The sequence below is a fragment of the Schinkia azotoformans LMG 9581 genome (assembly GCF_000307855.1).
GTDB lineage: Bacteria > Bacillota > Bacilli > Bacillales > Bacillaceae_J > Schinkia > Schinkia azotoformans.
The window spans coordinates 35,669-59,754 of record NZ_AJLR01000146.1 but is presented as its reverse complement, the minus strand read 5'-3'; the positions used below and the strand labels follow the sequence as shown (position 1 = coordinate 59,754).

The following is a 24,086-nucleotide window of genomic DNA, read 5'->3' as shown; positions in this document are numbered from 1 at the left end:
CCTACTCTTTAGATGCGTACTTCATTATATTTCGCTTACTCCACCAATTTAGCCACATAATTGTGCTGAATCCAAGAGCAACGATGATGATGACCCAAAACTGGGCTACCTCCGTTTGTCCCGATTCTACTGCAAAATAGATCGCCATTGGGATCGTATCCGTTTTATTTGGTATATAGCCGGCAATCATTAGCGTAGCCCCGAACTCACCTAATCCCCTTGCAAATGCCAATACAAGCCCTGATAACAGCCCTGGCCATGCCAGCGGAAAGACGATCGTCCAAAACACCTTCCACTTGGATGCCCCCATCGTCAAAGCAGCATTTTCTAAATTCCGGTCATAATTTTGAAAGGCTGCTGACGCACTTTGATACATAAGCGGGAACGATACAACAATGGCGGCAATGACAGCACCCAACCAAGTAAACACGATCTGGATATCAAACCAGTCCAGTAACAGCCTTCCTATCAGCCCATTTTTTCCAAATAATAAGAGCAAGCCAAAACCGACAACGGTCGGCGGAAGTACTAAAGGTAAAAGAAGTACAGATTCAATTACACTCTTCCCAAAGAAGTTGCGACGCGATAAAAATCTTGACACAACCAGACCTAAAAAAAATACAATAATGGTGGAGATACTTGATATTTTTAAGGAAAGTAGCAACGGAGAATAATTCAATTGTATCAGCACCCTTTTTGATCTGCTTTATTTAACAAAACCATATTTCTTCAAAATACTTTGTCCGTCTTCACTTAGTAAGTAATCAATAAACTGCTGTGCTTCTTCTTGATTTTCACTATCAGCAATGATTGCTGCCGGATAAATAATTGGAGTATGTAATGTTGCATCAGCTTCAGCTAATACTTTTACTTTATCTGATGTTAAAGCATCACTTGAATAAACGAAACCAACATCTGCATTCCCTGATTCAACATATGTTAACACTTGACGTACATCTTTCGCATAGACTAACTTTGCTTGTACTTCGTCCCATTTTCCAAGAGCCTCTAGTGCCTCTTTAGCATATTTTCCGGCCGGGACACTTTCTGGCTCACCAATAGCTATTTGAGATAATTTGCTAGGGTCGATATCTTTGAATGAAGGAATTGTTATCCCATTATTTTTTTCTCCAACTAGGACAATTTTGTTCCCAGTGAAGTCCGCTCTTGAATCAACAGTAATTAAAGATTTCTCTTCCAAATTATCCATTGATTTTTGATCAGCTGATAAAAAAAGATCAGTTGGCGCTCCCTGTTCAATTTGTGTAGCCAATTTACCTGAGCCCCCAAAATTGAATGCCAGTTTAACAGAGCTATGCTCATTTTCATATACTTGTTTCATTTCATTTAAGGCATCTGTTAAACTCGCTGCTGCTGATATCATTAATTCAGTTTGTTTTTCTTCAGGCTTTAGTGTCTCTTGCTTTGGTTCTTCCGCATTCTGCTGCTGTGAAGAATTATTTGCTCCATTATTTTGGCTGCATCCTACTGATAATATCATAATAAACAACAAAACTAGAAAACCAATTGATATTCTTTTCTCCATGGTGAAACCTCCTTTTGGCTTTAATTATAAATAATTATATCTAGTTATAAATAGTTATAACTAATTTGATTATAATTATAATTAGTTATTTTGAGCTTGTAAATGATAAAATATGGATAGTTAATGAACTCTAATTTTTCTTAGGTGGAGGAAGGTAATGAAAAATGAATCTTATACGACGGAAGAAATTTCACAAATATTAAAAGTATCAAAATTAACTGTTTACGATTTAATCAAAAAAGGGGAATTAAAGTCTTACCGAGTCGGTCGGCAAATGCGAGTAGATGCCTCTGACCTTGAAAACTATAAAAGAAAAGCTAAAGGTCTTCCACCCCATGAGGAGCAACTGCATTCGATTTCGAATGATCTTGCGGCTACACTAAAACAGGACCCGACTTTAAACAATGCACCACGTTCGATCATTATAAGTGGACAGGATATGTGCCTAGATATTTTGGGCAAACAGATTGAAAAAAGGTCCAATCTATACCGCCCATTGCGCTCCTATGTTGGTAGTCTAGATAGTTTATTTTCAATGTACAAAGGTGAAGCGGATATTGTCAGCACCCATCTAATTGACGGGGATACGGCAGAATACAATATTCCTTATATTCGAAAAATCCTAGTCAGCCATCATTTTATCGTTTTAAATCTTATCTCTCGTTTGGCTGGTTTTTATGTAAAAAAGGGAAATCCATATAATATCCGAACTTGGGAAGATCTAAAAAATAATCAAAAATTAAAGTTTGTTAATCGGGAAAAAGGCTCCGGTGCAAGAATACTTGTAGATGAAATGTTGAGGGTTCATAATATTGAAGAATCTGAGATTAATGGCTATTTACAAGAGGAAAACTCTCACCTTGGTGTGGCTGGAATGGTCGCAAAAGGTGATGTTGATTTGGCAGTTGGGATTGAAAAAGCTGCCCAAATAGCCGGAATTGATTTTGTACCATTAGTTAAAGAACGATATGATATCGTTATTTTAAAAACCGAACATAACAAAGAATTAATCGAACTAGTTACCGAAATTCTTCAGTCCCATAAATTTAAAGAAGAGCTTTTGGCGTTAGGATACGATGTCACTCAGACGGGAAATATCCTTTATGAGCAATAATACAATATTCCAAATATTATGAAAGGGCTTTCTTAAAGTATTTGACATTGAATGGGTCTAGTGGTATTCTATAATAGACCGTTTACTTCATATATAGGTTTAAGCAATAATGAAATGATCATTAGTAATTCAGCTGTGTTCTGTCTCGCGATGAGAAAATCGTTATTTAGAATTTATGTAAGTCGTAATGGTTCAAGATTACAAAGCACATATCGAAGTGCAAGGAATTTTAGGAGGCAAACACATGCAAACTGGTAAAGTAAAATGGTTTAATGCAGAAAAAGGTTTTGGATTTATCGAAGTTGAAGGCGGAGACGACGTATTCGTTCATTTCTCAGCTATTCAAGGCGAAGGCTTCAAATCATTAGAAGAAGGTCAAAACGTTGAATTCGAAATCGTTGAAGGCAACCGCGGACCTCAAGCTGCTAACGTTGTTAAAAGATAATAACTGCTAAATGTCAAAGGATGTCCTATTAATAGGGCATCCTTTTTTAAATGGTTAAGAAAGTATGCATTTTGCGCATAATTGTCTAGCTCCAGCACCCAGCGACTAGTAAACTTCGCTAAACGGGTGCTTGCGCTTTTCTAATCAAATACACTTATCTTTAGTCTGACATGAATTTTCAATAGCACAGCCTGCACATTTTCCTTTTTTACTGTTTTTAATATATTTTATTAATGCCCAACCGGCGTAACCAAAAATTGCAGCACCGATGATTATACTTGCCAACACGGAATTCCCCGCCCTTCTATAAGAATATCAGCCGAAAAAACGCAAGATTTCCGGCTGAATCAATCTTTAAGCATATCCAAGCGCACGACCCACCTGATATATGATTAAACATAATACATAAGCTAATACAAGTGCGTATCCGATCGCAAATAATGTCCATTTCACTGATCCGGTTTCTTTTTGAATAGTTGCTGTCGTTGCCAAACATGGTACATATAACAGAACAAACGCCATGAATGTAAAAGCAGAAAGTGGTGTATAAGCACCTGCTAGCATCCCTTGTAACGAATCAACATCCGGTACATGATAAATAATATTCATCGTTGATACAACAACTTCTTTAGCAAAGAAACCCGTTAATAATGATGCACCCGCCTGCCAAGTGCCGAAGCCAATTGGAGCTAACAGTGGTGCAAACACGCTGCCAATCATAGCAAGAAAGCTATCGTCCATTTCTACCGCTAAGCCATGAGGACCTGCATAAGATAACAACCAAATTACAACTGAACCTGCAAAAATGAATGTTCCGGCTTTACGAACAAATCCTTTCCCTTTATCCCAAGTGCTTCGTGCCAATGTCTGAAACTGTGGAACACGATATGGGGGAAGTTCGATTACAAATACCGATGTTTCACTTTTTAATATTGTTGAAGAAAATATTTTAGCTAAAATAAGTGCCATGACAATTCCTAATACATAGAGTGCTAGTACAACAAATGCCTGATTTGCGGCGAAAAACGCACCAACAAACAATGCATACACAGGCAAACGTGCTGAACATGACATTAAAGGAGTCAATAATATTGTTAATAATCTTTCCTTCGGCTGTTCAATCGTTCTTGCCGCCATGACACCCGGTACATTACAGCCAAATCCAATAATCATCGGAATAAATGATTTACCATTTAACCCGACTGATTCCATAAGACGGTCCATTACTAATGCGACCCGTGCCATATAACCTGAATCCTCTAAAAACGATATGAAGAAAAACAAAATAAAAATTTGTGGGACAAACACCAAGACGCCTCCCACACCTGCGACGATTCCTTCCAATATAAGCGATTGTATAAAATCAGAAGCTCCAATACTTACTAAGCCAGCAGTAAGCCATTCAGTTAATGGTCCTGAGAAGAACGCATCAAGTGCATCTGATAACGGAAAGCCTAGCCAGTTAAAAGTAAGCATAAACATTAAATACATGAAGAATAGAAAAATCGGAATTCCTAAAATTTTATGGGTTACGATCAAATCAATTCTTTCAGTGAGCGGAAGCTTATCAGCTTTATTTCGTTTTGCTACACCATCAATGATTTTGTCAATGAACTCTCTTCTTACATTGTAAATTGCCTGATGCAAGGATTTGCCTTCATTTTTTTCAATAAGTTTTGCTTCTGTTTCGAGAAGTAATTGTTCCAACTCTTCACTAGAAATAAATTTCTGTAAATAGTCGAAAACAACCTTGTTTCCTTCGTAGAACTGTAGGGCTAACCATCTTAACGGTGGCAATTGCTCTATAATTGATTTTTTCTTCCCAACAACTAATTGAGAAAGTTTATCAATCCCTTTTTCAATTGCAGAACCATAATACAAATTGAGCGGTTCTTTTCTTTGGGTTGACGTTACAACAAGAAGTTTGCTTAATTCATCGCAGCCTTTACCCGTACGGGCAATAATTGGAACAATTCGGACTCCTAATAGGTCGCCCAATAATCTTTCATTTATATCGATGCCTCGATTTTTGGCAACATCCATCATATTTAAACCGATGATCAACGGCTTGCCGAATTCTAATAATTGAACCGTTAAATGTAGATTCCGTTCAAGCTGTGAAGCATCGACAATATTTAATACCTCTGTAAAAGATTCGTGAAGCAAAAAGTCAGTAACGACCCTCTCATCCTTTGAAAGAGGGTTTAAAGAATAGATACCAGGAAGATCAATGAGATGTCCTTGTTTGTTGCGAAGTAAACCAACCTTTTTCTCAACGGTTACTCCGCTCCAGTTTCCTACGTATTCATAGGAACCTGTTAAACTATTAAAAAGTGATGTTTTTCCTGTGTTCGGATTTCCAAATAAGGCTATTTCAATCATGATTTATCCACTCGTATAGTTGAGGCTTCATTTCTTCTTATGCCGACACATTGACCATATGTTTCAATCATACAAGGACCACCAAAAGGCATATTGCTCTTTAAACACACTTCCACACCTTCATAAATACCCATATCTATTAATCTACGTTTCACTATATCTGAAAGCATAGAAAAATCTTTTATTCTAGCTTTTTCACCTTGCTTTAAATCTGATAAAACCAAGGTTCATCCCTCCACACTTGGATAATGATAATTATTCTCATTCTTAATTATAAAAAAAAATTGTCCTGTTTTCCACAAGAAATTATTTATTCAACAAAAATGTATAAAAAAATAACATTAAATAGACATAAGTTGCTTATCAAAAGGAAAAGGGGGATATCATCCCCCACTTACAGGTGGTATTAATGCTACTACATCTCCAGCTTTTAATTCGAGTTGATCTTCCGCGTATTCTTCATTTACGGCAACCATTACTGATTGAAGCGGTAAATTATACCTTTGAGTTATCTTTTGTTTCAGATCCCCTACGGTTATCGGCAATTCTGTCCAAGTAACGCTGGGTTCACCAATTGCTTCCCCAAGATGGGCAAATAATAAAATATTAATCATTACCAAAGTCCTCCTTTTCAGGTTTTCCGGAAGGATAGGCTTTTCTCTCAAGCTGATCGCCAATCCACGATTCGCCATCTTCCCAATGTTCCTTTTTCCAAATAGGAACAATTTCCTTAATTCGCTCAATAGCATATCGGCTTGCTTCAAACGAATCAGCACGGTGTGGAGTTGAAACAGCGATTACAACAGCAATATCTGATATTTCAAGTCTGCCAATTCGGTGGGTAATGGCAACAACTGCGTCACGCCATTTTTCTTTTATTTCGTCACCGATTTGTGTCAGCTTTTTCTCAGCCATTGATTGATAGGCATCATACTCTAGATAAAGCGTTTTTTTACCCTTAGTCAATTCACGAACCGTTCCAATAAAAGTATTAATTGCACCTGCTTCACGGCGTACTACTTTGTTAGTAACTTCTTCAATCGAAATCGGGTCTTTTGTTATTAAAAACAATTGTTCACTCAATCAAATCTATCCTTTCAAAATAGGATTTAACCCATTTCAGATAATCATTTTCATCATTAATATGAAATTGGTTCCCTATTTTTGTCTCAAGTGGTTTGTACCAAGAAATTACAGCTTGAATATTTTCCAGCTGTTCCAAAAGCACTTCGTCCTCCTCCGACCGTAAAAGAACAACTTTTGGAAAAACCTCCCTCTTAAACCCTTCAATCAAAATTATATCAAGTGGTAGGTTATTATAAAAAGATAACATCTCAGGGAGCGTCCATCCTTCACCATTAAATGCATGTAACTGGAGCATTCCTGCCCCTTCAACACCTGTCACGGTTGCACCAGCTTGCCGATGCTTAGCTGTGTCCTTGTCCGTATCATATGAATCCGGAAGGCCACCATGTCCATGATGTTTAATTGTACCAACCTTTATTCCGCTTGCACTCATTCCTTCAATTATCTTTGTTAGCAAAGTTGTTTTGCCACTATTTTGAAAGCCAACAATCTGTAGTACCGGGATGGTTAATTCCACGGCCACTCACTGCCTATTTGATCTTCTAATAATAAAACGTCTACTTCATCACCCTTTGTAAAACCTCTTGTTCCCCCAGGCAAGATGATAAGTGAATCACAATCTACTAATGAAGTTACAACGTTTGATTTGTCCAAGCCGGATGGTTCTACAAACAATTTCCCCTCATTAAACAGTAATTTACTTCTTACGAATCTTGTAAACGGATTTGCTTTTGTAAAATCACTATTTAACGTTGCCTTTACCTTTTGCATATGTGGTTTCTGTGAATGGAACCAGCTGCGTATGATCGGTCTTGCATAAAGTTCAAAGCCTACAAAACAGGCGGATGGATTACCGGATAAACCAAATAAAAGTTTACCATTGTACTGGGCAACGGTTGTAACACTTCCAGGTCTCATCATAATTTTATTAAACAGGACTTCAGCCCCTAGTTTTTTATAGATTTCAGGGACATAATCATAGTCTCCAACTGAAACACCGCCGGTTGTAATGAGAATATCAACTTCATCCAATGCTTTTTTTACTGCTTTAAAGCAAGTGTCAAAGTCATCTTCAAGTTTACCGTAATATGTTGCTTCAGCACCTACTCGATTGATCTGTGAAGAAATCATGTAAGCATTGCTGTTACGAATTTTTCCCGGCTCCATTGGTTCATTAACGTCAAGAAGCTCAGTCCCGGTAGCATACAAACCGACAACCGGTTTTTTTACAACTGGAACTCTACCATATCCAAATGTAGCTAATAATGCCTTAACACCCGGATTAATTCTGCGACCTTCCTGAACAAGTACTTCCCCGGCTTTCGTTTCTGAACCTTGGTAGGAAACATTATCACCTGGTTTATATGATCGTTTGATGACCATATACGGTTTTCCATCCTTTTCAATGTCTTTTGCCAGCTCAAGCATGACAACAGCATTGCATTCCTTTGGCATTAAGGCACCTGTCATAATTCGAACAGCTTGGTAAGGACCGACTTCTTTCTTTGCGATATAACCAGCACCAATCTCTTCAATAACCTCGAACTCAACCGGATTATCTAAAGAAGCATGGACTGAATCTTCAGCGCGAATGGCAAAACCGTCATATGGTGCACGATCAAATGGGGGAATATCATGACTAGCCTTGACTGCGTCCCCCAAATACCGCTGGTCACATTTATCTATTGATACATATTCGATTTCCCCTTTAGGGGCATATTTCATAACTTGTTTTACTGCTTCTGGGACAGCGATTGCATCTCTTTTATCTAGCACATTCCGTGCCTCCTTTTAAGAGTGTTTCTTTAAACATAGTTTATTCTAATAATACAGGCATATTATGACTGTGATGAATTTCACGTTTTCCACTGATACTTTTATCAATATACAGAAAAACTCCATTTGCAGCCGCTTTTTTATAGTAAAAATTCAAAAAACGGCCATAAATAGAGTTGTTCTTTAATTGATTATGATAATGTTAAAACTTCATATTGCGAAGATAATTCAATAAACTTATCCATTCCACTGATTTTTCCAGCCGTAAGTTTATCTGAAACCTCATAATAATCTGCACATGTTTTGCATGCTAAGACTGATACCCCTTGATTCTCCAGTTCTTTCAAGTGAACAGAAACAAGCGACTGATCAGTCATAGTAAAAACGCCACGGTTCATACAAAAAATAGCTTTTGGCTTTTGCTCTTTTTGTTTTAAAAGAGTAAAAAAGGTTTCTAAAATACCTTCCCCTAAATTCTTATCTCCTTGACCAAGCTGATCAGAAAGCACCAAAATTACTTTATTTTCCACTCTCTTCTCTCCTTAATTGCTCTTAATCTGGAATACCTAATGCAATCTTGGCATAACGAGACATTTTATCCTTAGACCAAGGTGGTGTCCAAACAATTTTCACGATTGTTTCCTTTATTTCAGGTAAATCTGCTAAAGCATTTCTAACATTAGCTTCGATTGAGCCTGCTAACGGACAACCCATTGAAGTTAAAGTCATTTCAACTGTTAAAACCCCATTTTCATCCATATCCAAACCGTAGACTAGTCCTAAATTAACAATATCTACACCAAGTTCAGGGTCTAGGACATTTTCTAATGCGCCAAGAATATTTTCTTCCAAATCTTTATCCATTTCTCGCAACACCTTTCCTTCTATCAAATACGCCTTGGCGTATTTGCACCCAGATTTTTTAGGCCCACAGGAAGTGGGTCACAAAGACGTTGCCACAGGAAGTGGCGTTTTTAGTCTTTGATCTTAGCTCGAAAATCTTCCTCTGAAAATCTGAGGCATCCGCCGGAGGCCTTAACTTTATTCATTAATGAATAAAGTTAAGCTTTTCTTATTTCTTTTAGTATACCGAAAAATCAGGTCGGATAAAAATGATTTACATCAAGTTACAAAAATTTGCGAAACCATTGGACAGTTTCAAGCACCCCATTTCTTGAAACCTTGTGTCCTGCCTTTGGTTCACTCAAGAATTTAAATTTTTCAGGATTATTTTTGTAGAGGTCTTTATTATTTACATAAAACTCATAGGCATAATCATATGGAACAACTGAATCCTCTTTGCCATGCCAAAATAATAATGGACGATTATAAAGCTTTTCCGGTTCAAGTGATAAATCATATGGTTTCAATTCATTGATTTTTTCTTCTAATTCTTCATCTGTAAAAGGCAGCTTTTCCCCTTGCCTTTTAATTTCAGTGATTAGTCCATTTGCGAATTGCTTATAGGCGGGGCAACCCATTAAGGAGACCGCTGTTTTTATCCATTCGTATTGTTTTAGGGCACCAAGCGTGATGATTCCACCCATCGATAACCCTGCTAAACCAATTCTCTGTTCATCAATAAGCGCTTTTCTTACTAGCTCTTTTCTAATTTCATTTAATTCGTGGATTGTTTGGATAACCATATCCCAGAATTTATAATATATCTTTTCTGTACTAATATTGGAATGGTCCAACCGCTCCCCATGCAAATAAACCTCCGGTAAATAAACCCGGAAACCTTCATTTGCTAGCAAGTAGGCATAATGTAAGTTATGCTCTTTTGCACTTGTGAATCCATGGATAAAAAATACTACTGGAGTCTTTTTATCCAATAAGCTTTGATTAGATACATGTAATGTCGGAACACCGGCGATCACTTCATGATTTATTGTAAACATACCTTGGCTCCCTCAAAGAATAAAGTTAATCAACTATTATATCCTACCATTTTTTCCTAATCCCTAAAAGTTTAAAGTCCTTTTGGAAAAGTGTTTTTCTAGACAAAAATTTCAAATAAAACTAAACTTAATGTACTGGACATTTTGTATCGAACTTTGCCTAGAAAGGACTTGACACGGATGAAACCACATTTAATTGCAATTGATTTAGATGGAACACTTCTTAGAGATAATAAAACAATATCAGAACGAACATTGAATACAATCAATCATGTGCGTAAACTTGGCCATCATGTAATGATCGCTACTGGAAGACCTTTTCGTGCAAGTCATGTATATTACAAGCAAATGGGGTTAGATACGCCTATCGTAAATTATAATGGTGCTTATGTTCATCATCCACATGATGCTGCCTGGGGTACTTTCCATTCACCGCTTGAACTTAATGTAGCCCAACAAATTATTGATACCTGTGGAAAATACAATATTAGAAATATTATGGCACAGGTTAAAGATGAAGTTTTTTTACAAAATTATGATGAAGCAATTATGGAATTTCTTACATTCGGTACCCCTCCAAAAATTGAAATTGGTCATGTTCGCGAAAAATTAAAAACTGAAACAACTTCCATCCTTATTCATTCAAAGGAAGAAGAACTTGACACTATCCGCCATCATCTCGCAAAAGAAGTTGGCAATTATATCGAACACCGGACTTCTGGTTCACCATGGAATATTATTGAAATTATTAAGGCGGGTATTAATAAAGCGGTTGGTGTAAAGAAGGTTGCGGCCACGTATGAGATTCCTGAAGAACGGATTATTGCCTTTGGTGATGAGGATAACGATCTTGAAATGCTCACGTTTGCGAAATATGGGGTTGCTATGGGGAATGCAATTGATGAAGTTAAATCAGCTGCATATGATGTCACCAATTCAAACGAGGAAGATGGTTTGGCTCAATTTTTGGAAAAATTCTTTAAAATTTCCTAAGCATAGATCCCGTCATCTTGATTCAAAATAAAGATGAGTCATCTTGAAATTTGAACTCAAGAATAGGGGGAACAACTATGAGTAAAAAAAGTAAAACAAAACGTTTTTACCAACAAAGTGCTGATGCGATGCAACGATACCATGAAAAAATCCCTTATTATTCTACCTTAGCGGAAGCTGAAGAAAAACAGCGAAAACATGAAGAACAGGTTAATTCTTCACTTGGGGGCATTTAAGGATGGGAAATAAACTTTTTCAGATGGCTAAAGAAGCCGTTTATTGGGCGGAGACAACCTCTAATTTAGATGATATTGAAAAAGCCAAAAATCAAATTTCATCTGCTTTTGCAAACTCAACTGCTGCAGAACAAATGCAGCTTCAAGAACTCCAACAAAGATTGGATGGAGTGCAAAATAGCTCCAACGGCTCCTAATTAGAAAAAAGTACAAGCGCCTAGATGGAGCTTGTACTTTTTTGTTTAATAACATTTAGAACTTTGTTTTTGCATGTTTTATTTGATTAATTCCAGTTGCCAATTTTTGATCGACAAGTTCAGCGTCATCTATATGCTTCATAATGGCATCATTTACTTCTGAAAAAAGATCTGTAGTAACACTAATTTCTTTCATAACGTCGCCACTATATTCTTTTTGTTCTTTAATCGTTTGAATGACGTCATTGACCTCACCTTGGACGGAGCCGATTACTTTTTGGATATCGTCGATTTTTTCTGTTGTTATCGTACTTAAATCGATTCCTTCTCTTACAAAGATAATACTTTTTTCATTTGCTTTTAAGGCTGCATCGATCTCTTGTTGGATTTTCTTTGTTAGTTCACTAATATTTTTTGTACTGTTTGCTGTGTTTTCAGCAAGTTTTCGAACTTCACTGGCAACCACAGCAAAACCTTTTCCGTGCTCACCAGCACGTGCGGCTTCAATAGAAGCATTTAGAGCCAACAGATTAGTTTGCTCTGCAATATCAGTAATTACTTTCACGATATCCTCAATTTCTTTTGAGCGGACCCCTAATTGCGTCATGCTTGATGAAGTTTCGATCGACTGTTCTCCAAGTTGTTTAATTAGCGATTCTACCTTACTAACGGAATCGCGACCTTCGATTGATTTGTTTACCATTTCCGTCGTTGATTCAATTAGAACTTGTCCTTTTTCTGTCATCGTTGAAGAAATTTGATTAGATTGTGCGCTAATTGAATTAACTTTATCAAATCGTTCTTTTATTTTAGAAACAAAATCAGCCAATACATAATGTTGGTTATTTACGATTTCATGCTGATCAACAGTACCTATTAATTCTTGATATAAGCTATCTAATAAAACCTGAATATCATTTGTTGAATATTGATTGTTCTCTATATCGTTTAATCTTTCTTTCAGTTCGGCATTTTCCGCCCTTAAACGTTCTATCTCCCTTTTTTGACCAAACATTCCAAAATCCTCCTTTATCCCTAGGGATAAACTCATATCATATAATTACTTATTACTATACATGAACTTTAAAAATTATTTAACAAAAAAACTCTCATAAATGAGAGTTTTTTGTGAATTTTATTGTTTAGAAGCCGAATTCTTCCAACTTGACGAAAGTTTCATTGATTACAGAACCATCTTTCGCGCTCTTTTCATATAATTCTAATGTCAAAGTTCCGTTTATTGGAAGTTGATCTTCTGGAATTGAAATTTTCAATTCAAAAGGAGACCAAGCAGGTGCACCTTCATCAGCAGTTACTTTTGTTTCCTCAATTAAATACTCATGGCCTTCTTCGACAGAATAAAAGAATACCGCTTCAAATACCCTTGCTTCACCGTTAACAACATATTCGCCATTTTCCCCTGACACTGAGATATTTCGAAAAGCAGTCGACTCACTTTGTTCATCATTCACTTTCGGTGGATTTTGTGAATCTTCGATTGGAGTATCTGTTTCCGGCGTTTCTGGTTGATTAGCTGGTGTTTCAATTTTCTCAGTCCCATTACCATTTTCAGTTTTCTGGTCCCCGGTCCCACAAGCAGTCATGATCATTAGCACACCAAATACAATACAAAATCCTAATTTTTTTACATTCACCCTTCTCTCTCCTCTCTAGAGTCTTTATACATTAGTCGTTCAAATGCCGTAAGAGTTTCATGTTACCACAAATATACAGGTTTTAATCTTTACGAAAGAACCCAAAAATTCCTGCTGTTTCAACAATATTAGTAAATGCTTTAGGATCTACAGTTCTAATTATTCTTTCTAAATCAAATAACTCATACCTCGTAATCACAATAACCAACATTTCTTTCTGTTCCTTTGAATAGGATCCTCTAGCAGGAATTGATGTTATTCCTCTTACCAACCTTTCATGAATCGCTTTTGTAAGTTCTTCCCCTTTATTTGTGATAATCATGGCAGTCACTTTTTCATGCCTTGTATGTATCGTATCAATGATACGTGTCGTTACATAAAGCGTAACTAATGTATATAACGCTTTTTCCCAACCATATAATAACCCGGCCATTATAATTATAACGGCATTCAAAGCAAAAATATAGGTGCCTACAGGCTTATCCTTCATTCTTGATAGGTACATGGCAATAATATCAACCCCACCCGTAGAAGCACCCCATCTTAACGTAAAACCAACACCAACAGCTAAGATTACTCCACCAAACACCGCATTTAAAAGGATATCCTCAGATAAAGGATAAACGGGAATGATTTCTAGGAAAAAAGTCGTTGCCGCTACACTAATAAAACTGTAGAGGGTAAAGGATTTCCCAACTTTCATCCACCCTAAAATCGTTACTGGAACGTTTAAGAGGAATAAGAGAATTCCCGTAGAAATAGTTATAGGTGTATACTGTGTCAATATACTAGATAAGAGCTGGGCAATACCGGCAAAGCCACTAGAATATACATTTGCGGGAATTAAAAATAAATTTAAACCAGCTGCCGTTAACATTGCACCTGCTAATACAACAAGTAATTTTTTCATTTCCAGCCAAAGCACAGTGTTACCTCCGTCCCTAAATTTTTTAAATACTTTCACGTATTACCAATGTTTCCATATGTCTTACGATTCATTACAAAAATTGAAATTATGGCGTGTAAAACGTACAATAAGAAGAGAAAGGAAAATATTTCTGAGAGGAAAGATTCCAATGAGTGTAAAAATTCTCGCTGACAGTGCTTGTGATTTACCCTTAGAGCTATTCGAATCACTAAATATAGATTTACTGCCACTAGTAGTTCAGATAGATGATCAACAATTCTATGATTTAGAAACCATTCAACCAAAAGAATTATATGACGAGATGCGCAATGGAAAGGCGCCAAAAACGGCACAGGTTCCACCTGCAAGGTTTGAGGAAGCGTTCCTAAAATATGCCGAAAAGAATGAAACCTGTATCTATATCGCATTTTCTTCTGAGCTTTCCGGTACATATCAAACCTCTACGCTTGTAAAAGATGATGTATTAGAAAAATATCCAAATTTTGATTTAACGATTATTGACACAAAAGCCGCCTCACTCGGCTATGGTTTAATCGTAAAAAAAGCGGCCGAATTAGCACAGGAAGGAAAATCAAAAGATGAAATCCTGTCTGAAATTGAATTTTACTGTACCCATATGGAGCATTTATTTACAGTAGATTCATTGGAATATTTATATCGCGGTGGACGGGTGAGTAAAACCTCTGCCTTTGTTGGAGGCTTACTTAATATAAAGCCAATTTTAAATGTTGAGAATGGAAAACTGGCTCCTTTGGAAAAAATAAAAGGTCGAAAAAAGGTCCTCAAACGCATCGTTGAGATTATGAAAGAACGCGGTGACGGATTAAATAATCAACTTGTAGCCATCAGTCATGGTGATGACCTTGAAACAGCCGAAGCAATGCGTGACTTAATTAAAGAAGAATTTGGTACAGAGGAGTTTCTTATTCATACAGTTGGTTGCTCGATTGGAGCCCATTCCGGCCCAGGAACAATCGCAATTTTCTTTTTGAATAAGCTTAACTAAGGCATAAACCTTCCTATTTTAGCAAAAAATAAGGCTTGAACGAAAATGGAAGGAGCGAATATTCATGCAGCCGTGGAATTCAATTGAAAAAGATAATGATAAAAAACCAGTAGACAGAAACGCACAGCGCCAAAAGAAAAACGAAATGATTGAGAAAAATCGTCAAGCTGGCAAAAACCAGTTTTCAAAGGAAACGAATCATTTGTAGACAAAATGAAATCAGTGGGTTTTATACACCCACTGATTATTTTTTACTGTTCTTTTTTAAAATACGTCCAGCCGTTTTCTTGGTATACCTTTCCTTCCTTCATCAGCTTTCCAAGTGCACGCTTGAAGGCTCCTTTACTCATACCAAACCTTGCTTCAATATCTTCTGGCTGGCTTTTATCCCAGTAAGGCATCGCCCCGTTCCTAGTTTCCATATAGGCATATATTTTTTCGGCGTCATCGCCCATTGCCTCATGCTTTCTTGGCAACAGCGATACATTAATGGTGCCATCCTCTTTAATATCAATAACACGCCCAGTTACCTTCTCGCCAATCCGCGGCTCTTCATTCCGTTCGCTTTCATGAATAAAGCCAAGATAACCATCCTCTGTAAAAATAAATGACCCTGCATATAAAGTCCGATAAATTCGGCCAGTTACATTTTTATTAAATAATGATTTGTCTGCACTTTTTGCAATATCCCAAAAATCTGCTTCCTTGGCAAGTCTGACAAACAAACGCCCATTGTGACCAATTTCCAATGTACAATAAATTTCATCATCAATCTGTGGCCAAACTTCTTCAAGCGGTGGTAAATCATCTTTGGATAACAGCATTGCTTTATCAATGCCAATATTAACAAATACACCCATTCCACGTTTAACTTCTTCAACCTTGGCCCAACCAAACGTATGTATTGTAATGGAAGGTATCGTCATTGTTGCCGTTAGCCTGCCTTGACGGTCTTGAAATAAAAATACTTCTACTTCCTCATCTTCACGTAATTCATCACGAGTCATCTCATTATGGTGAAGCAAAATATCCTCCTCTTGTTCACCACTTTCTAGAAAATAACCAAACGGTGATTCATGAGATACCTTTAAAGTCGTAATTGTTCCCGGCATCATGTTGCCCATCATTTTCCCTGCTTTCTTTCCTTAAAATAAATTCACTACATTATCCATTATGTTGCATTTTACCAACATTTAATAGAAAATAAAAGCAAATCGGCAAAATTCTGGAGGGATGAAAATGGCATCTGAAAGTTCTTTTGATATAGTATCAAAGGTAGACGCCCAAGAAGTATCAAATGCAGTTACAATGGCACTTAAGGAAATTGGAACACGTTATGATTTTAAAGGAAGTAAAAGTGATATTTCTCTTGAAAAAGAGGAACTCGTCCTCATCTCTGATGATGAATACAAGCTGGAACAATTAAAAGACGTTCTTGTCAGTAAATTAATTAAAAGAAATGTTCCAACGAAAAACCTCGACTACGGAAAAGTCGAGCCAGCATCCGGCGGTACTGTTCGCCAACGGGCTAAGCTTGTACAAGGAATTGACAAGGACAACGCTAAGAAAATTAATTCGATCATTAAAGACTTAAAAATTAAAGTAAAGTCACAAATCCAAGATGATCAAATCCGCGTATCCGGAAAAAGCAGAGATGATCTCCAACAAGTTATTGCTGCCATAAGAGGTGCAGATTTACCGATTGATGTGCAGTTTATTAATTACCGATAAATAAAAAAGCTAACCGGAATTTTTTTTCGGTTAGCTTTTTACTTCTGCTAGATAAAGTTATAGCTTCACGCAAATATTAGTTATTTCTGTATAGAACTCCCAGCTGTGAACCCCTCCGACACGGCCTAGGCCGCTATCTTTCGTGCCACCGAACGGAGTTCTTAGGTCACGTAGGAACCAGCAATTGATGTAAGATAATCCAGACTCAATTGACTGTGCAACACGGTGTGCGCGACGAATATCATTAGTCCAGATCGTGTTACTTAAGCCCATACGAGTATCGTTTGCTTTTGCGATTACTTCTTCTTCTGTATCAAATGGAAGAACACATACAACAGGCCCAAAGATTTCTTCTCGAACAAGACGGGAGTTGTCGTCTAAACCAGTGATAATCGTTGGTTGGATAAAATATCCCTTATCCAACCCTTGCGGACGTCCACCGCCTGTTACAAAAGTACCGCCTTCTTCTTCAGCAATCTTTAGATAGCTCATTACTTTGTCATAGTGGACCTTTGCTACTAACGCACCTTGATCATTGTCCATATCAAATGGATCACCGACTTTTAATGCTCTTGTTTTTGCTGCAAACTTTTCAACGAATTCATCAAAGATTGGACGTTCCACATAGATTCTTGAACCACTTACACAAACTTCCCCTTGGTTTGTGAAGCTTGATCTAATAGTGCCATCAACGACTTCATCAATATCTACATCGGCAAAAATAATGTTAGGGTTTTTACCGCCTAATTCGAAAGAAAGCTTTTTCAATGTAGGTGCAGCTTCCGCCATGATTCTAGCACCTGTAGATACTTGACCGATAAAGCCGATACCAGCGATATCAGGATGTTTGTTAATGGCGCTTCCTGCACCAGGACCGAAGCCATGAACTAAGTTAACAACGCCATTCGGAACACCAGCTTCTTGAAGAATCTCCATTAGTAACGTTGCTGTCATTGGTGTTAATTCAGATGGCTTAATTACGACTGTATTTCCTGCTGCTAAAGCTGGTGCTAGTTTCCAAGTTAACAAGAATAATGGAAGATTCCACGGCTGAATTAATCCAACGACTCCGAGCGGACGGCGATATCCGAAGTTAAGCGCCTTATTCGTTTCATCTTGGAATGCTTCTGTTCCTACTGAAATCATATAGTCAGCAAAGAAATGGAAGTTTTTCGGCGCACGAGGTGCATCCACGTGACGCGAGAATTTAAGATGTTTACCAGTATCCAGTGATTCTAGTTGGGCGATTTCTTCTTGGCGTTCTAAAAGGATATCACCAATTTTACGGATAATATTTGAACGTTCTTGTGTGCTCATTTTTCCCCAAGGACCTTCTTTAAGAGCACGTTTTGCTGCTTGTACCGCTAAATCAATATCTGCTGCACTACCTTCCGCAACAGTGCCATAAACCTCTTCCGTTACAGGGTTAACATTATTAAAAGTTTTTTTATCTACGGATTCTACAAATTTTCCATCAATATAATGTAGACAATCAAATGGTTTTACAATCTTTTCAACAACTTTTTGTGTTTGTACCGCCATTCTATAACTCCTCCTATAACCTTAATTTTTATTTATATTCTTCATAATTTTATGATAATAGTCATTTGTTTCATATACAACTCCATAGTTGCTGTATACGAAACATTTTAGTGATTTTTTTCTATTTATTTTTAATTTAGCCTCAGTAAGAAAACCCGCCGCAAATATTGTGGTGGGTTTTAGAAATCTTTATGACGCGCGTTCGCACAAATGTGTTTGAACAGGCTGCTTTGATCCTATTCTTTGTAGCATTCTTACAAAAATATTATTGGACAAAAGTGAAACGATGATAAGGAATGTACCTAGAAGATCGTACACTGTTATGCAATTCCCTTGAAAAATTGAGACTAAAAGTGTTGTAACAGGAACAAAGTTTATGAATAACAAAGCATTTAAAGGTGATAAAATAGTCACACCAATATTCCATCCAACGAGCGCAATCGCTCCAGGGAATATAATCATAAATAATAAATGCGGGCTTACTGCTAGAATATTTTCCGCTGAAGGGACAGGTAAAACTCCAAACAAAGATGCCCCAACTGTAATAACAATAGCCGTAATTGTTCCAAGTAAACAGCTTAATGTTGAATATCGCAATTTTGATATTATGAAATTATATAAAAATTTAAAGGTGGATCATCATGGAATTTAAAGATTTAGAGATTTTTCAGATGGTGGCGGAAAAAGGAACGATTTCTGAAGTAGCAAAAGAATTAAAGTACGTGCAATCCAATATAACAATGAGGATTCAGAAACTCGAACAGGAACTGAATACCCCATTGTTTAACCGCCATCGTCGTGGGATGAGTTTAACACCAGAGGGGAAAAAATTACTGGCCTATAGTAAAAAAAATATTATTGTTAACCGCTGAAATGAAAAAAGCCGTTCAAAGTAAAGAAGAACCATCTGGAAAATTAGACATCGGAACCGTTGAAACCGTCATACATTTACCGAAAATATTGTCTACCTTTATTAAAAAATATAAAAATGTAGATTTATCTTTATTTACTGGCGTGACGGAAACATTAGAAAAAGAGGTATTGCATCATAAATTAGACGGAGCGTTCGTTACAGAATCAGACTTTCATCCCGATCTTGTATCGCATGAAGTGTTTCGAGAGGAGCTTGTACTCATTTCAGATAAGCACTCCTCCTCTTTGGAAGAGTTGAAACAGGAGCCATTCTTATGCTTTAGCGAAGGCTGTGGATACCGCGCACGTCTTGAGGCTTGGGATAGGGACCAGAACATCACACCGCAGAAAGTGTTGGAATTCGGCACATTAGAAACGATCTTGCAAAGTGTTGCCGCTGGATTAGGCGTTACATTTGTTCCAAAGTCAGCAGTCACCCATATGGAACAAAATGGACTCATCCATTGTCATACACTCCCTGAAAAATACAGCAAGATAAAGACTGTTTTTATAAGAAGAGCCGATACTTACTTAACATCAACAATGGAAAAATTTATTGAAACAATCGAAAAGAATAATCAAGTGGGTCCATCCTTATGATAGCCCACTTTTTTACTCTCATTTCGTTGCCTGTTTAATATACTCAACTTCTTGGTCTTGTTCAGGTTTACGAACACTTTTGTTTTTTGGTGCCATTGATACTACCACAATGGCCATGAAGATTAAGGCAACACCAAGCCATGATGTCAATGTTAAATTTTCGCCGACTAAAAATGCGCCTAAGAGTGCTGCTGTTAGCGGTTCAAACAACGATAGAGTAACAGCCGTGTAGGCGGGGATTTTCACTAATCCTTTACTAAACAGTAAATAAGCAATTCCTGTTGCGAATACACCTAGATAAAGGCTTGTTCCAATTCCATTGATTTGGAATAACCATGATAGGTCAAATAAGAATAATAATGGAGCCAACATTATGGCTGCTAATGTAAATACGACAGCAACTACGGTATCCGGCGCCTGTGTTTTGAGCAATTCTTTACTAACTAATGTATATGTAGCAAATGATAATCCAGCTCCAAGTGACAACAGTATTCCGAAGGGTTGCACTTTTACCGCTCCGTTAGTTGTAAATAGAAGCAGGCATCCACTGATGGCAACAACGGTTGCAAGCCACCACGATTTTGTCGGCATTGTCTTTTTAAATATCCATTCCATGATGCCGGCTAAAATAGGAGAACTGCCGATTGCTACTACTGTTCCGATAGCGACCCCTGTTATTTTTACAGCTGAGAAAAAAAATGGTTGATAACATGCCATACATAAAGCAGCTAGGATAACCTCTTTCAATGGCCAATTTTTAAGCTTCAATTTTCCTTGCAATGCTATAAAAAGTAATAACGTAGTACCACCAAAGGCTAATCTCATCGCTCCAAATGAAATCGGATGAGTATCAGGCGGGGCAAATGTTTGCGCTGTACCTGTCGTCCCCCATAAAACAGCAGCCAATAAAACTAAAAATGTTGATAATCTGTCCTTCAAAATTCCGTTCCCTCCCCCCAACCATTATCAAAATCATATCACATTTCAAGCTCTTTAAAATATATATACATGAATACTATCTTTTTACCAATTCTAAAACTTATATGGAGAAATAAAACTGAAAGGATGGATTAAGTTGGCAAAAGACATTGAAAATATTTTGCAGGAAGGTATCCATGGTCCGAAAGAAATTAATCCCGAAGAAAGAAAAAAGTTCCTAGGAACATTAAGGGAAAGAATTTTAGCAGTGTTAACAAAATCTCAAGTCAGAGCATCCGGAACTAATAGTCAAATTCAAGATTTACTTAAACAGAATCCAAAGGTCAAGATGATTTTAAATGGGGATATTGACTACTCATATTTAAGAAAATACATTAAACTTGCGAACGATAATCATATTCCTTTTACTATTTCAAATGACCAGGAGCATCCGACCGATATTGGATTAGTTTTAGCTTATGATTATGCTGTCGATATAGAAAATATATATATTCAATGACATTTTCTTGACATGTATTCAACTTCCAATCTTTGGATGATAAAATTCAAATAGATAAATAAAAGAGTTGACTGTTACTCTGGATAAGTTTATCTTATCTTTATACCCTTGTAGGTATAAAGAATAATTAATATTCCATTGGGAGGAATAAACATGGGGAATAAAATTATTATCGTGGGTGGGGTTGCCGGAGGTGCAACTGCTGCAGCTAGATTAAGACGATTAGATGAAAAATCACATATTATTATGTTTGAAAAAGGCGAATATATTTCATTTGCAAATTGTGGACTTCCATATTATATTGGAGAAGTTATAAAAGACAGGAAAAAACTGTTAGTTCAAACTGTCGACGGCATGTCAAGCAGATTCAACATGGATATTCGCAATTTAAGTGAAGTAACAAAGATCAATCGTGACGCTAAAACGGTTACTGTTCACAATTTAAAAACTGGGGAAACCTATGATGAAAGCTATGATCAGTTAATATTATCACCGGGTGCGAGACCTATTGTCCCTCCGATCCCTGGAATTAAAGAGGCAAATAATTTATTTACACTTCGAAATATTCCAGATACAGATGCAATCAAGGCCTATGTGGATGATAAGAAACCAAAGAAAGCGGTCGTTATCGGCGGTGGTTTTATTGGTGTTGAAATGGCTGAAAATCTTCATGAGCGCGGAATTGAAGTCACATTAGTTGAAATGTCAAACCAAGTAATGGCTCCTTTCGATTTCGAAATGGCATCCATTTTACACACTCATATGGCCCAAAAAGGTGTCAACCTCATTCTCGAAGATGGTGTCCAAGCTTTTCAGAATAATGGTACAAAAGTAATTTTAAATAGTGGAAAAGAAATTGAAACAGAGATGATTTTATTAGCAATCGGAGTAAGACCGGAAAATGAACTAGCAAAAGATGCTGGTCTTGATCTTGGAGAACGCGGCCATATTAAAGTAAATGAATATCTCGAAACAAGCGATCCGGATATTTATGCTCTTGGTGATGCAATTGAAGTTACAGATTATATTAATGGTACCACCACTTCTATTCCACTCGCATGGCCAGCAAACCGCCAAGGTCGGATTGTTGCCAATAATATTTACGGAAAAAAAGAGAAATATAGTGGAACAATGGGTACTTCAGTCGCAAAAGTATTTGATTATACTGCTGCAAGTACCGGTAATAATGAGAAAACATTGAAACGCTTATGTATTAACAATTATCAAGTCATTCATATCCATCCCGGTTCACATGCCGGCTATTATCCAGGAGCAGCGCCAATCGCCTTAAAGGTCATCTTTGACAAAGAGACTGGAAAAATTTACGGCGCTCAAGGCATTGGAAAAGATGGTGTCGAAAAGCGGATTGATGTTATCGCAACCGCAATCAAAGGTGGCTTATCTGTGCTTGATTTGCCCGATTTAGAGTTGGCCTATGCCCCACCCTATTCATCTGCAAAAGACCCGGTGAATATGGCTGGTTATGTAGCTTCAAATATTATCGAAGATGCCGTTGAAACGGTACAATGGCATGAAATCGACGATATTGTAGCGAATGGCGGCTATCTTGTAGATGTACGTAATCCAAGTGAATTGAAGCTTGGATTCATCAAAGGAGCTGTAAATATACCACTAGATGAACTTCGTGATCACCTTGATGAACTTCCAAAAGATAAACCAATTTATGTGAATTGCCAAGTTGGTCTTCGTGGTTATCTCGCCGCAAGAATATTGACACTTAATGGATTTAAAGCAGTAAACTTGGATGGTGGTTGGAAAACTTATTCCACAGTTTATGGAACTGGAAAAGATTCAAATTGTAACATCGTTACAGATGACTCTGGTGTAGCACGATTCGATTGCGTTGGTAATCCAATTAAATAGGCAATTATAGTCATTGACAAAGGGTGGCCAGGAAAAAAACTCCTGTTCCACCTTTTTGGTATTTTTACCTTTATTGTAATATTTTCAATAAATTGTAAACAAATTGTGATCAAATTCACATCAAATTTAGAAGAAAAAAAGTTATAATTCAATTACACTATTATTACTATTTTTAAAATGGGGACTGCTCGATGGAAACAACTTCTACAAAGGTGCAATTAGATCAACTAAATTCATTAAATTCTTTAATTGAAAAAAAACGGAAACAAATGATAAATAATGGACTTCAATATGGTTTTACTAATAAAAGGACAATCATGATTAGCCAAGAATTGGACAAGCTTATTAATGAGGTTCTCCTCCTTGGAAATTTATTAACAAAAGAATGTAAAGAGTAATATCCACAACCTTAATAAGTTGTGGGCATTTTTTTGACAATTGGTACTATTTAATAATTCAAAAAAATCACTTGTAAATTTCGGTGTACTATAGTAAATTAGTGTAAACAAAAATACTACCCTAAGTATAAAACTATATTCTTATCTCGAGAGGTGGAGGGACTGGCCCTATGAAATCTCAGCAACCAGCCTGAAGGTCAGGTGCTAATTCCAGACAGATAAGAAGAAGAATTGCAATGCAAAAAGTCTTCTTCTTAATGGAGGAGACTTTTTCTATTTTGACGTATTTTTAGTTTGACTTAATCAAAACTATTAG

General features: G+C 36.9%; 30 protein-coding genes, 1 pseudogene and 1 riboswitch. Of the genes and pseudogenes, 12 read left to right on the top strand and 19 right to left on the bottom strand.

The genetic code is table 11. The features are described from left to right. Window position 1 precedes the first annotated feature (1 nt). Window positions 2–679, bottom strand: coding sequence for a molybdate ABC transporter permease subunit (gene modB / locus BAZO_RS16525; protein WP_004431763.1), 678 nt, complete (start codon window positions 677–679; stop codon window positions 2–4). 27 nt (window positions 680–706) lie between these two features. Beyond that, window positions 707–1,546: a molybdate ABC transporter substrate-binding protein gene (modA, locus tag BAZO_RS16520; RefSeq protein ID WP_004431760.1), complete on the bottom strand. Its 840-nt coding sequence runs from the start codon at window positions 1,544–1,546 to the stop codon at window positions 707–709. Window positions 1,547–1,703: 157 nt separating this feature from the next. Between modA and BAZO_RS16515 the strand changes: the two genes are divergently transcribed. Both BAZO_RS16515 and cspD read left to right on the top strand, forming a co-directional pair. Then, entirely contained in the window at window positions 1,704–2,660 is a 957-nt protein-coding gene (locus BAZO_RS16515) for a helix-turn-helix transcriptional regulator (protein ID WP_004431757.1), read from the top strand. Window positions 2,661–2,904: 244 nt separating this feature from the next. Then, entirely contained in the window at window positions 2,905–3,105 is a 201-nt protein-coding gene (gene cspD / locus BAZO_RS16510) for a cold-shock protein CspD (protein WP_004431754.1), read from the top strand. A 144-nt stretch (window positions 3,106–3,249) separates the two neighbouring features. Here the strand turns inward: cspD and BAZO_RS16505 are convergent, their stop codons facing one another. The 10 genes from BAZO_RS16505 to BAZO_RS16460 form a co-directional block, all read right to left on the bottom strand. Next, window positions 3,250–3,393 (bottom strand): FeoB-associated Cys-rich membrane protein, encoded by a 144-nt coding sequence (locus BAZO_RS16505; RefSeq protein WP_004431752.1) that lies wholly within the window; start codon window positions 3,391–3,393, stop codon window positions 3,250–3,252. Between the two features lie 66 nt (window positions 3,394–3,459). Continuing rightward, complete coding sequence (gene feoB, locus BAZO_RS16500; RefSeq protein ID WP_004431748.1) at window positions 3,460–5,487, bottom strand: ferrous iron transport protein B; 2,028 nt, start codon at window positions 5,485–5,487, stop codon at window positions 3,460–3,462. Further along, window positions 5,484–5,711, bottom strand: coding sequence for a FeoA family protein (locus BAZO_RS16495; protein WP_004431746.1), 228 nt, complete (start codon window positions 5,709–5,711; stop codon window positions 5,484–5,486). The genes feoB and BAZO_RS16495 overlap by 4 nt, the downstream gene beginning before the upstream one ends. Before the next feature lie 159 nt (window positions 5,712–5,870). Continuing rightward, a complete protein-coding gene (locus tag BAZO_RS16490) occupies window positions 5,871–6,101 on the bottom strand; it encodes a MoaD/ThiS family protein (RefSeq protein ID WP_004431743.1) in 231 nt (76 codons plus the stop codon). Beyond that, on the bottom strand, window positions 6,094–6,570 hold the full coding sequence (locus tag BAZO_RS16485) for a molybdenum cofactor biosynthesis protein MoaE (protein WP_004431740.1): 477 nt from the start codon (window positions 6,568–6,570) through the stop codon (window positions 6,094–6,096). Before BAZO_RS16485 ends, BAZO_RS16490 begins: the two co-directional genes overlap by 8 nt. Then, a complete protein-coding gene (gene mobB, locus BAZO_RS16480) occupies window positions 6,563–7,090 on the bottom strand; it encodes a molybdopterin-guanine dinucleotide biosynthesis protein B (RefSeq protein ID WP_004431736.1) in 528 nt (175 codons plus the stop codon). Before mobB ends, BAZO_RS16485 begins: the two co-directional genes overlap by 8 nt. Beyond that, window positions 7,081–8,349, bottom strand: a complete 1,269-nt coding sequence (locus BAZO_RS16475) for a molybdopterin molybdotransferase MoeA (protein ID WP_004431733.1) — start codon at window positions 8,347–8,349, stop codon at window positions 7,081–7,083. The genes mobB and BAZO_RS16475 overlap by 10 nt, the downstream gene beginning before the upstream one ends. Before the next feature lie 191 nt (window positions 8,350–8,540). Then, window positions 8,541–8,879 carry a DsrE family protein gene (locus BAZO_RS16470; protein ID WP_004431730.1) on the bottom strand — a complete coding sequence of 113 codons (339 nt, stop codon included), beginning with the start codon at window positions 8,877–8,879 and terminating at the stop codon, window positions 8,541–8,543. Window positions 8,880–8,901: 22 nt separating this feature from the next. Further along, window positions 8,902–9,213, bottom strand: a complete 312-nt coding sequence (locus tag BAZO_RS16465) for a metal-sulfur cluster assembly factor (RefSeq protein WP_004431728.1) — start codon at window positions 9,211–9,213, stop codon at window positions 8,902–8,904. A 263-nt stretch (window positions 9,214–9,476) separates the two neighbouring features. Further along, window positions 9,477–10,250, bottom strand: coding sequence for a prolyl oligopeptidase family serine peptidase (locus BAZO_RS16460; RefSeq protein WP_004431726.1), 774 nt, complete (start codon window positions 10,248–10,250; stop codon window positions 9,477–9,479). A gap of 180 nt (window positions 10,251–10,430) precedes the next feature. On the opposite strand from BAZO_RS16460, the gene BAZO_RS16455 reads away from it, so the two are divergent. The 3 genes from BAZO_RS16455 (at window position 10,431) to BAZO_RS16450 (ending at window position 11,676) form a co-directional block, all read left to right on the top strand. Beyond that, on the top strand, window positions 10,431–11,243 hold the full coding sequence (locus BAZO_RS16455; RefSeq protein ID WP_004431724.1) for a Cof-type HAD-IIB family hydrolase: 813 nt from the start codon (window positions 10,431–10,433) through the stop codon (window positions 11,241–11,243). Between the two features lie 77 nt (window positions 11,244–11,320). Then, window positions 11,321–11,479, top strand: coding sequence for a hypothetical protein (locus tag BAZO_RS22705; RefSeq protein WP_004431721.1), 159 nt, complete (start codon window positions 11,321–11,323; stop codon window positions 11,477–11,479). A 2-nt stretch (window positions 11,480–11,481) separates the two neighbouring features. Beyond that, window positions 11,482–11,676, top strand: a complete 195-nt coding sequence (locus tag BAZO_RS16450) for a DUF3813 domain-containing protein (protein WP_004431718.1) — start codon at window positions 11,482–11,484, stop codon at window positions 11,674–11,676. A 55-nt stretch (window positions 11,677–11,731) separates the two neighbouring features. On the opposite strand, the gene BAZO_RS16445 is transcribed toward BAZO_RS16450, so the two are convergent. The 3 genes from BAZO_RS16445 to BAZO_RS16435 all read right to left on the bottom strand — a co-directional run bounded on the left by BAZO_RS16445 (window position 11,732) and on the right by BAZO_RS16435 (window position 14,256). Beyond that, window positions 11,732–12,691 (bottom strand): methyl-accepting chemotaxis protein, encoded by a 960-nt coding sequence (locus BAZO_RS16445; RefSeq protein WP_004431715.1) that lies wholly within the window; start codon window positions 12,689–12,691, stop codon window positions 11,732–11,734. A 127-nt stretch (window positions 12,692–12,818) separates the two neighbouring features. Next, window positions 12,819–13,331, bottom strand: a complete 513-nt coding sequence (locus BAZO_RS16440; RefSeq protein WP_004431712.1) for a Gmad2 immunoglobulin-like domain-containing protein — start codon at window positions 13,329–13,331, stop codon at window positions 12,819–12,821. A gap of 82 nt (window positions 13,332–13,413) precedes the next feature. Next, window positions 13,414–14,256, bottom strand: a complete 843-nt coding sequence (locus BAZO_RS16435) for a YitT family protein (protein ID WP_004431709.1) — start codon at window positions 14,254–14,256, stop codon at window positions 13,414–13,416. A gap of 151 nt (window positions 14,257–14,407) precedes the next feature. On the opposite strand from BAZO_RS16435, the gene BAZO_RS16430 reads away from it, so the two are divergent. After that, window positions 14,408–15,265, top strand: coding sequence for a DegV family protein (locus BAZO_RS16430; RefSeq protein ID WP_004431705.1), 858 nt, complete (start codon window positions 14,408–14,410; stop codon window positions 15,263–15,265). A 64-nt stretch (window positions 15,266–15,329) separates the two neighbouring features. Further along, complete coding sequence (locus tag BAZO_RS22095; RefSeq protein ID WP_004431701.1) at window positions 15,330–15,473, top strand: DUF3941 domain-containing protein; 144 nt, start codon at window positions 15,330–15,332, stop codon at window positions 15,471–15,473. 43 nt (window positions 15,474–15,516) lie between these two features. Here the strand turns inward: BAZO_RS22095 and BAZO_RS16425 are convergent, their stop codons facing one another. Continuing rightward, window positions 15,517–16,392: a CvfB family protein gene (locus BAZO_RS16425; RefSeq protein WP_004431698.1), complete on the bottom strand. Its 876-nt coding sequence runs from the start codon at window positions 16,390–16,392 to the stop codon at window positions 15,517–15,519. A gap of 112 nt (window positions 16,393–16,504) precedes the next feature. Here BAZO_RS16425 and BAZO_RS16420 point away from each other — a divergent pair, with 112 nt between their 5' ends. Next, on the top strand, window positions 16,505–16,996 hold the full coding sequence (locus BAZO_RS16420) for a YajQ family cyclic di-GMP-binding protein (protein WP_004431695.1): 492 nt from the start codon (window positions 16,505–16,507) through the stop codon (window positions 16,994–16,996). Between the two features lie 57 nt (window positions 16,997–17,053). On the opposite strand, the gene BAZO_RS16415 is transcribed toward BAZO_RS16420, so the two are convergent. Then, on the bottom strand, window positions 17,054–18,538 hold the full coding sequence (locus tag BAZO_RS16415) for an aldehyde dehydrogenase (RefSeq protein ID WP_004431692.1): 1,485 nt from the start codon (window positions 18,536–18,538) through the stop codon (window positions 17,054–17,056). A gap of 189 nt (window positions 18,539–18,727) precedes the next feature. After that, complete coding sequence (locus BAZO_RS22090) at window positions 18,728–19,135, bottom strand: EamA family transporter (RefSeq protein WP_235786747.1); 408 nt, start codon at window positions 19,133–19,135, stop codon at window positions 18,728–18,730. Between the two features lie 44 nt (window positions 19,136–19,179). Between BAZO_RS22090 and BAZO_RS16400 the strand changes: the two are divergent. Further along, window positions 19,180–20,050, top strand: a pseudogene (locus BAZO_RS16400) (LysR family transcriptional regulator). 18 nt (window positions 20,051–20,068) lie between these two features. Here BAZO_RS16400 and BAZO_RS16395 read toward each other — a convergent pair. Beyond that, window positions 20,069–20,989 (bottom strand): EamA family transporter, encoded by a 921-nt coding sequence (locus BAZO_RS16395; protein ID WP_004431683.1) that lies wholly within the window; start codon window positions 20,987–20,989, stop codon window positions 20,069–20,071. A gap of 136 nt (window positions 20,990–21,125) precedes the next feature. Between BAZO_RS16395 and BAZO_RS16390 the strand changes: the two genes are divergently transcribed. The 3 genes from BAZO_RS16390 to BAZO_RS16380 all read left to right on the top strand — a co-directional run bounded on the left by BAZO_RS16390 (window position 21,126) and on the right by BAZO_RS16380 (window position 23,770). Continuing rightward, on the top strand, window positions 21,126–21,488 hold the full coding sequence (locus BAZO_RS16390) for a YueI family protein (protein ID WP_004431680.1): 363 nt from the start codon (window positions 21,126–21,128) through the stop codon (window positions 21,486–21,488). A gap of 153 nt (window positions 21,489–21,641) precedes the next feature. Continuing rightward, window positions 21,642–23,372: a CoA-disulfide reductase gene (cdr, locus tag BAZO_RS16385; RefSeq protein WP_004431677.1), complete on the top strand. Its 1,731-nt coding sequence runs from the start codon at window positions 21,642–21,644 to the stop codon at window positions 23,370–23,372. Between the two features lie 191 nt (window positions 23,373–23,563). Beyond that, window positions 23,564–23,770 carry an aspartyl-phosphate phosphatase Spo0E family protein gene (locus tag BAZO_RS16380; protein ID WP_004431675.1) on the top strand — a complete coding sequence of 69 codons (207 nt, stop codon included), beginning with the start codon at window positions 23,564–23,566 and terminating at the stop codon, window positions 23,768–23,770. 138 nt (window positions 23,771–23,908) lie between these two features. Continuing rightward, a riboswitch (SAM riboswitch) is annotated at window positions 23,909–23,995 on the top strand. Window positions 23,996–24,086: the final 91 nt, after the last annotated feature.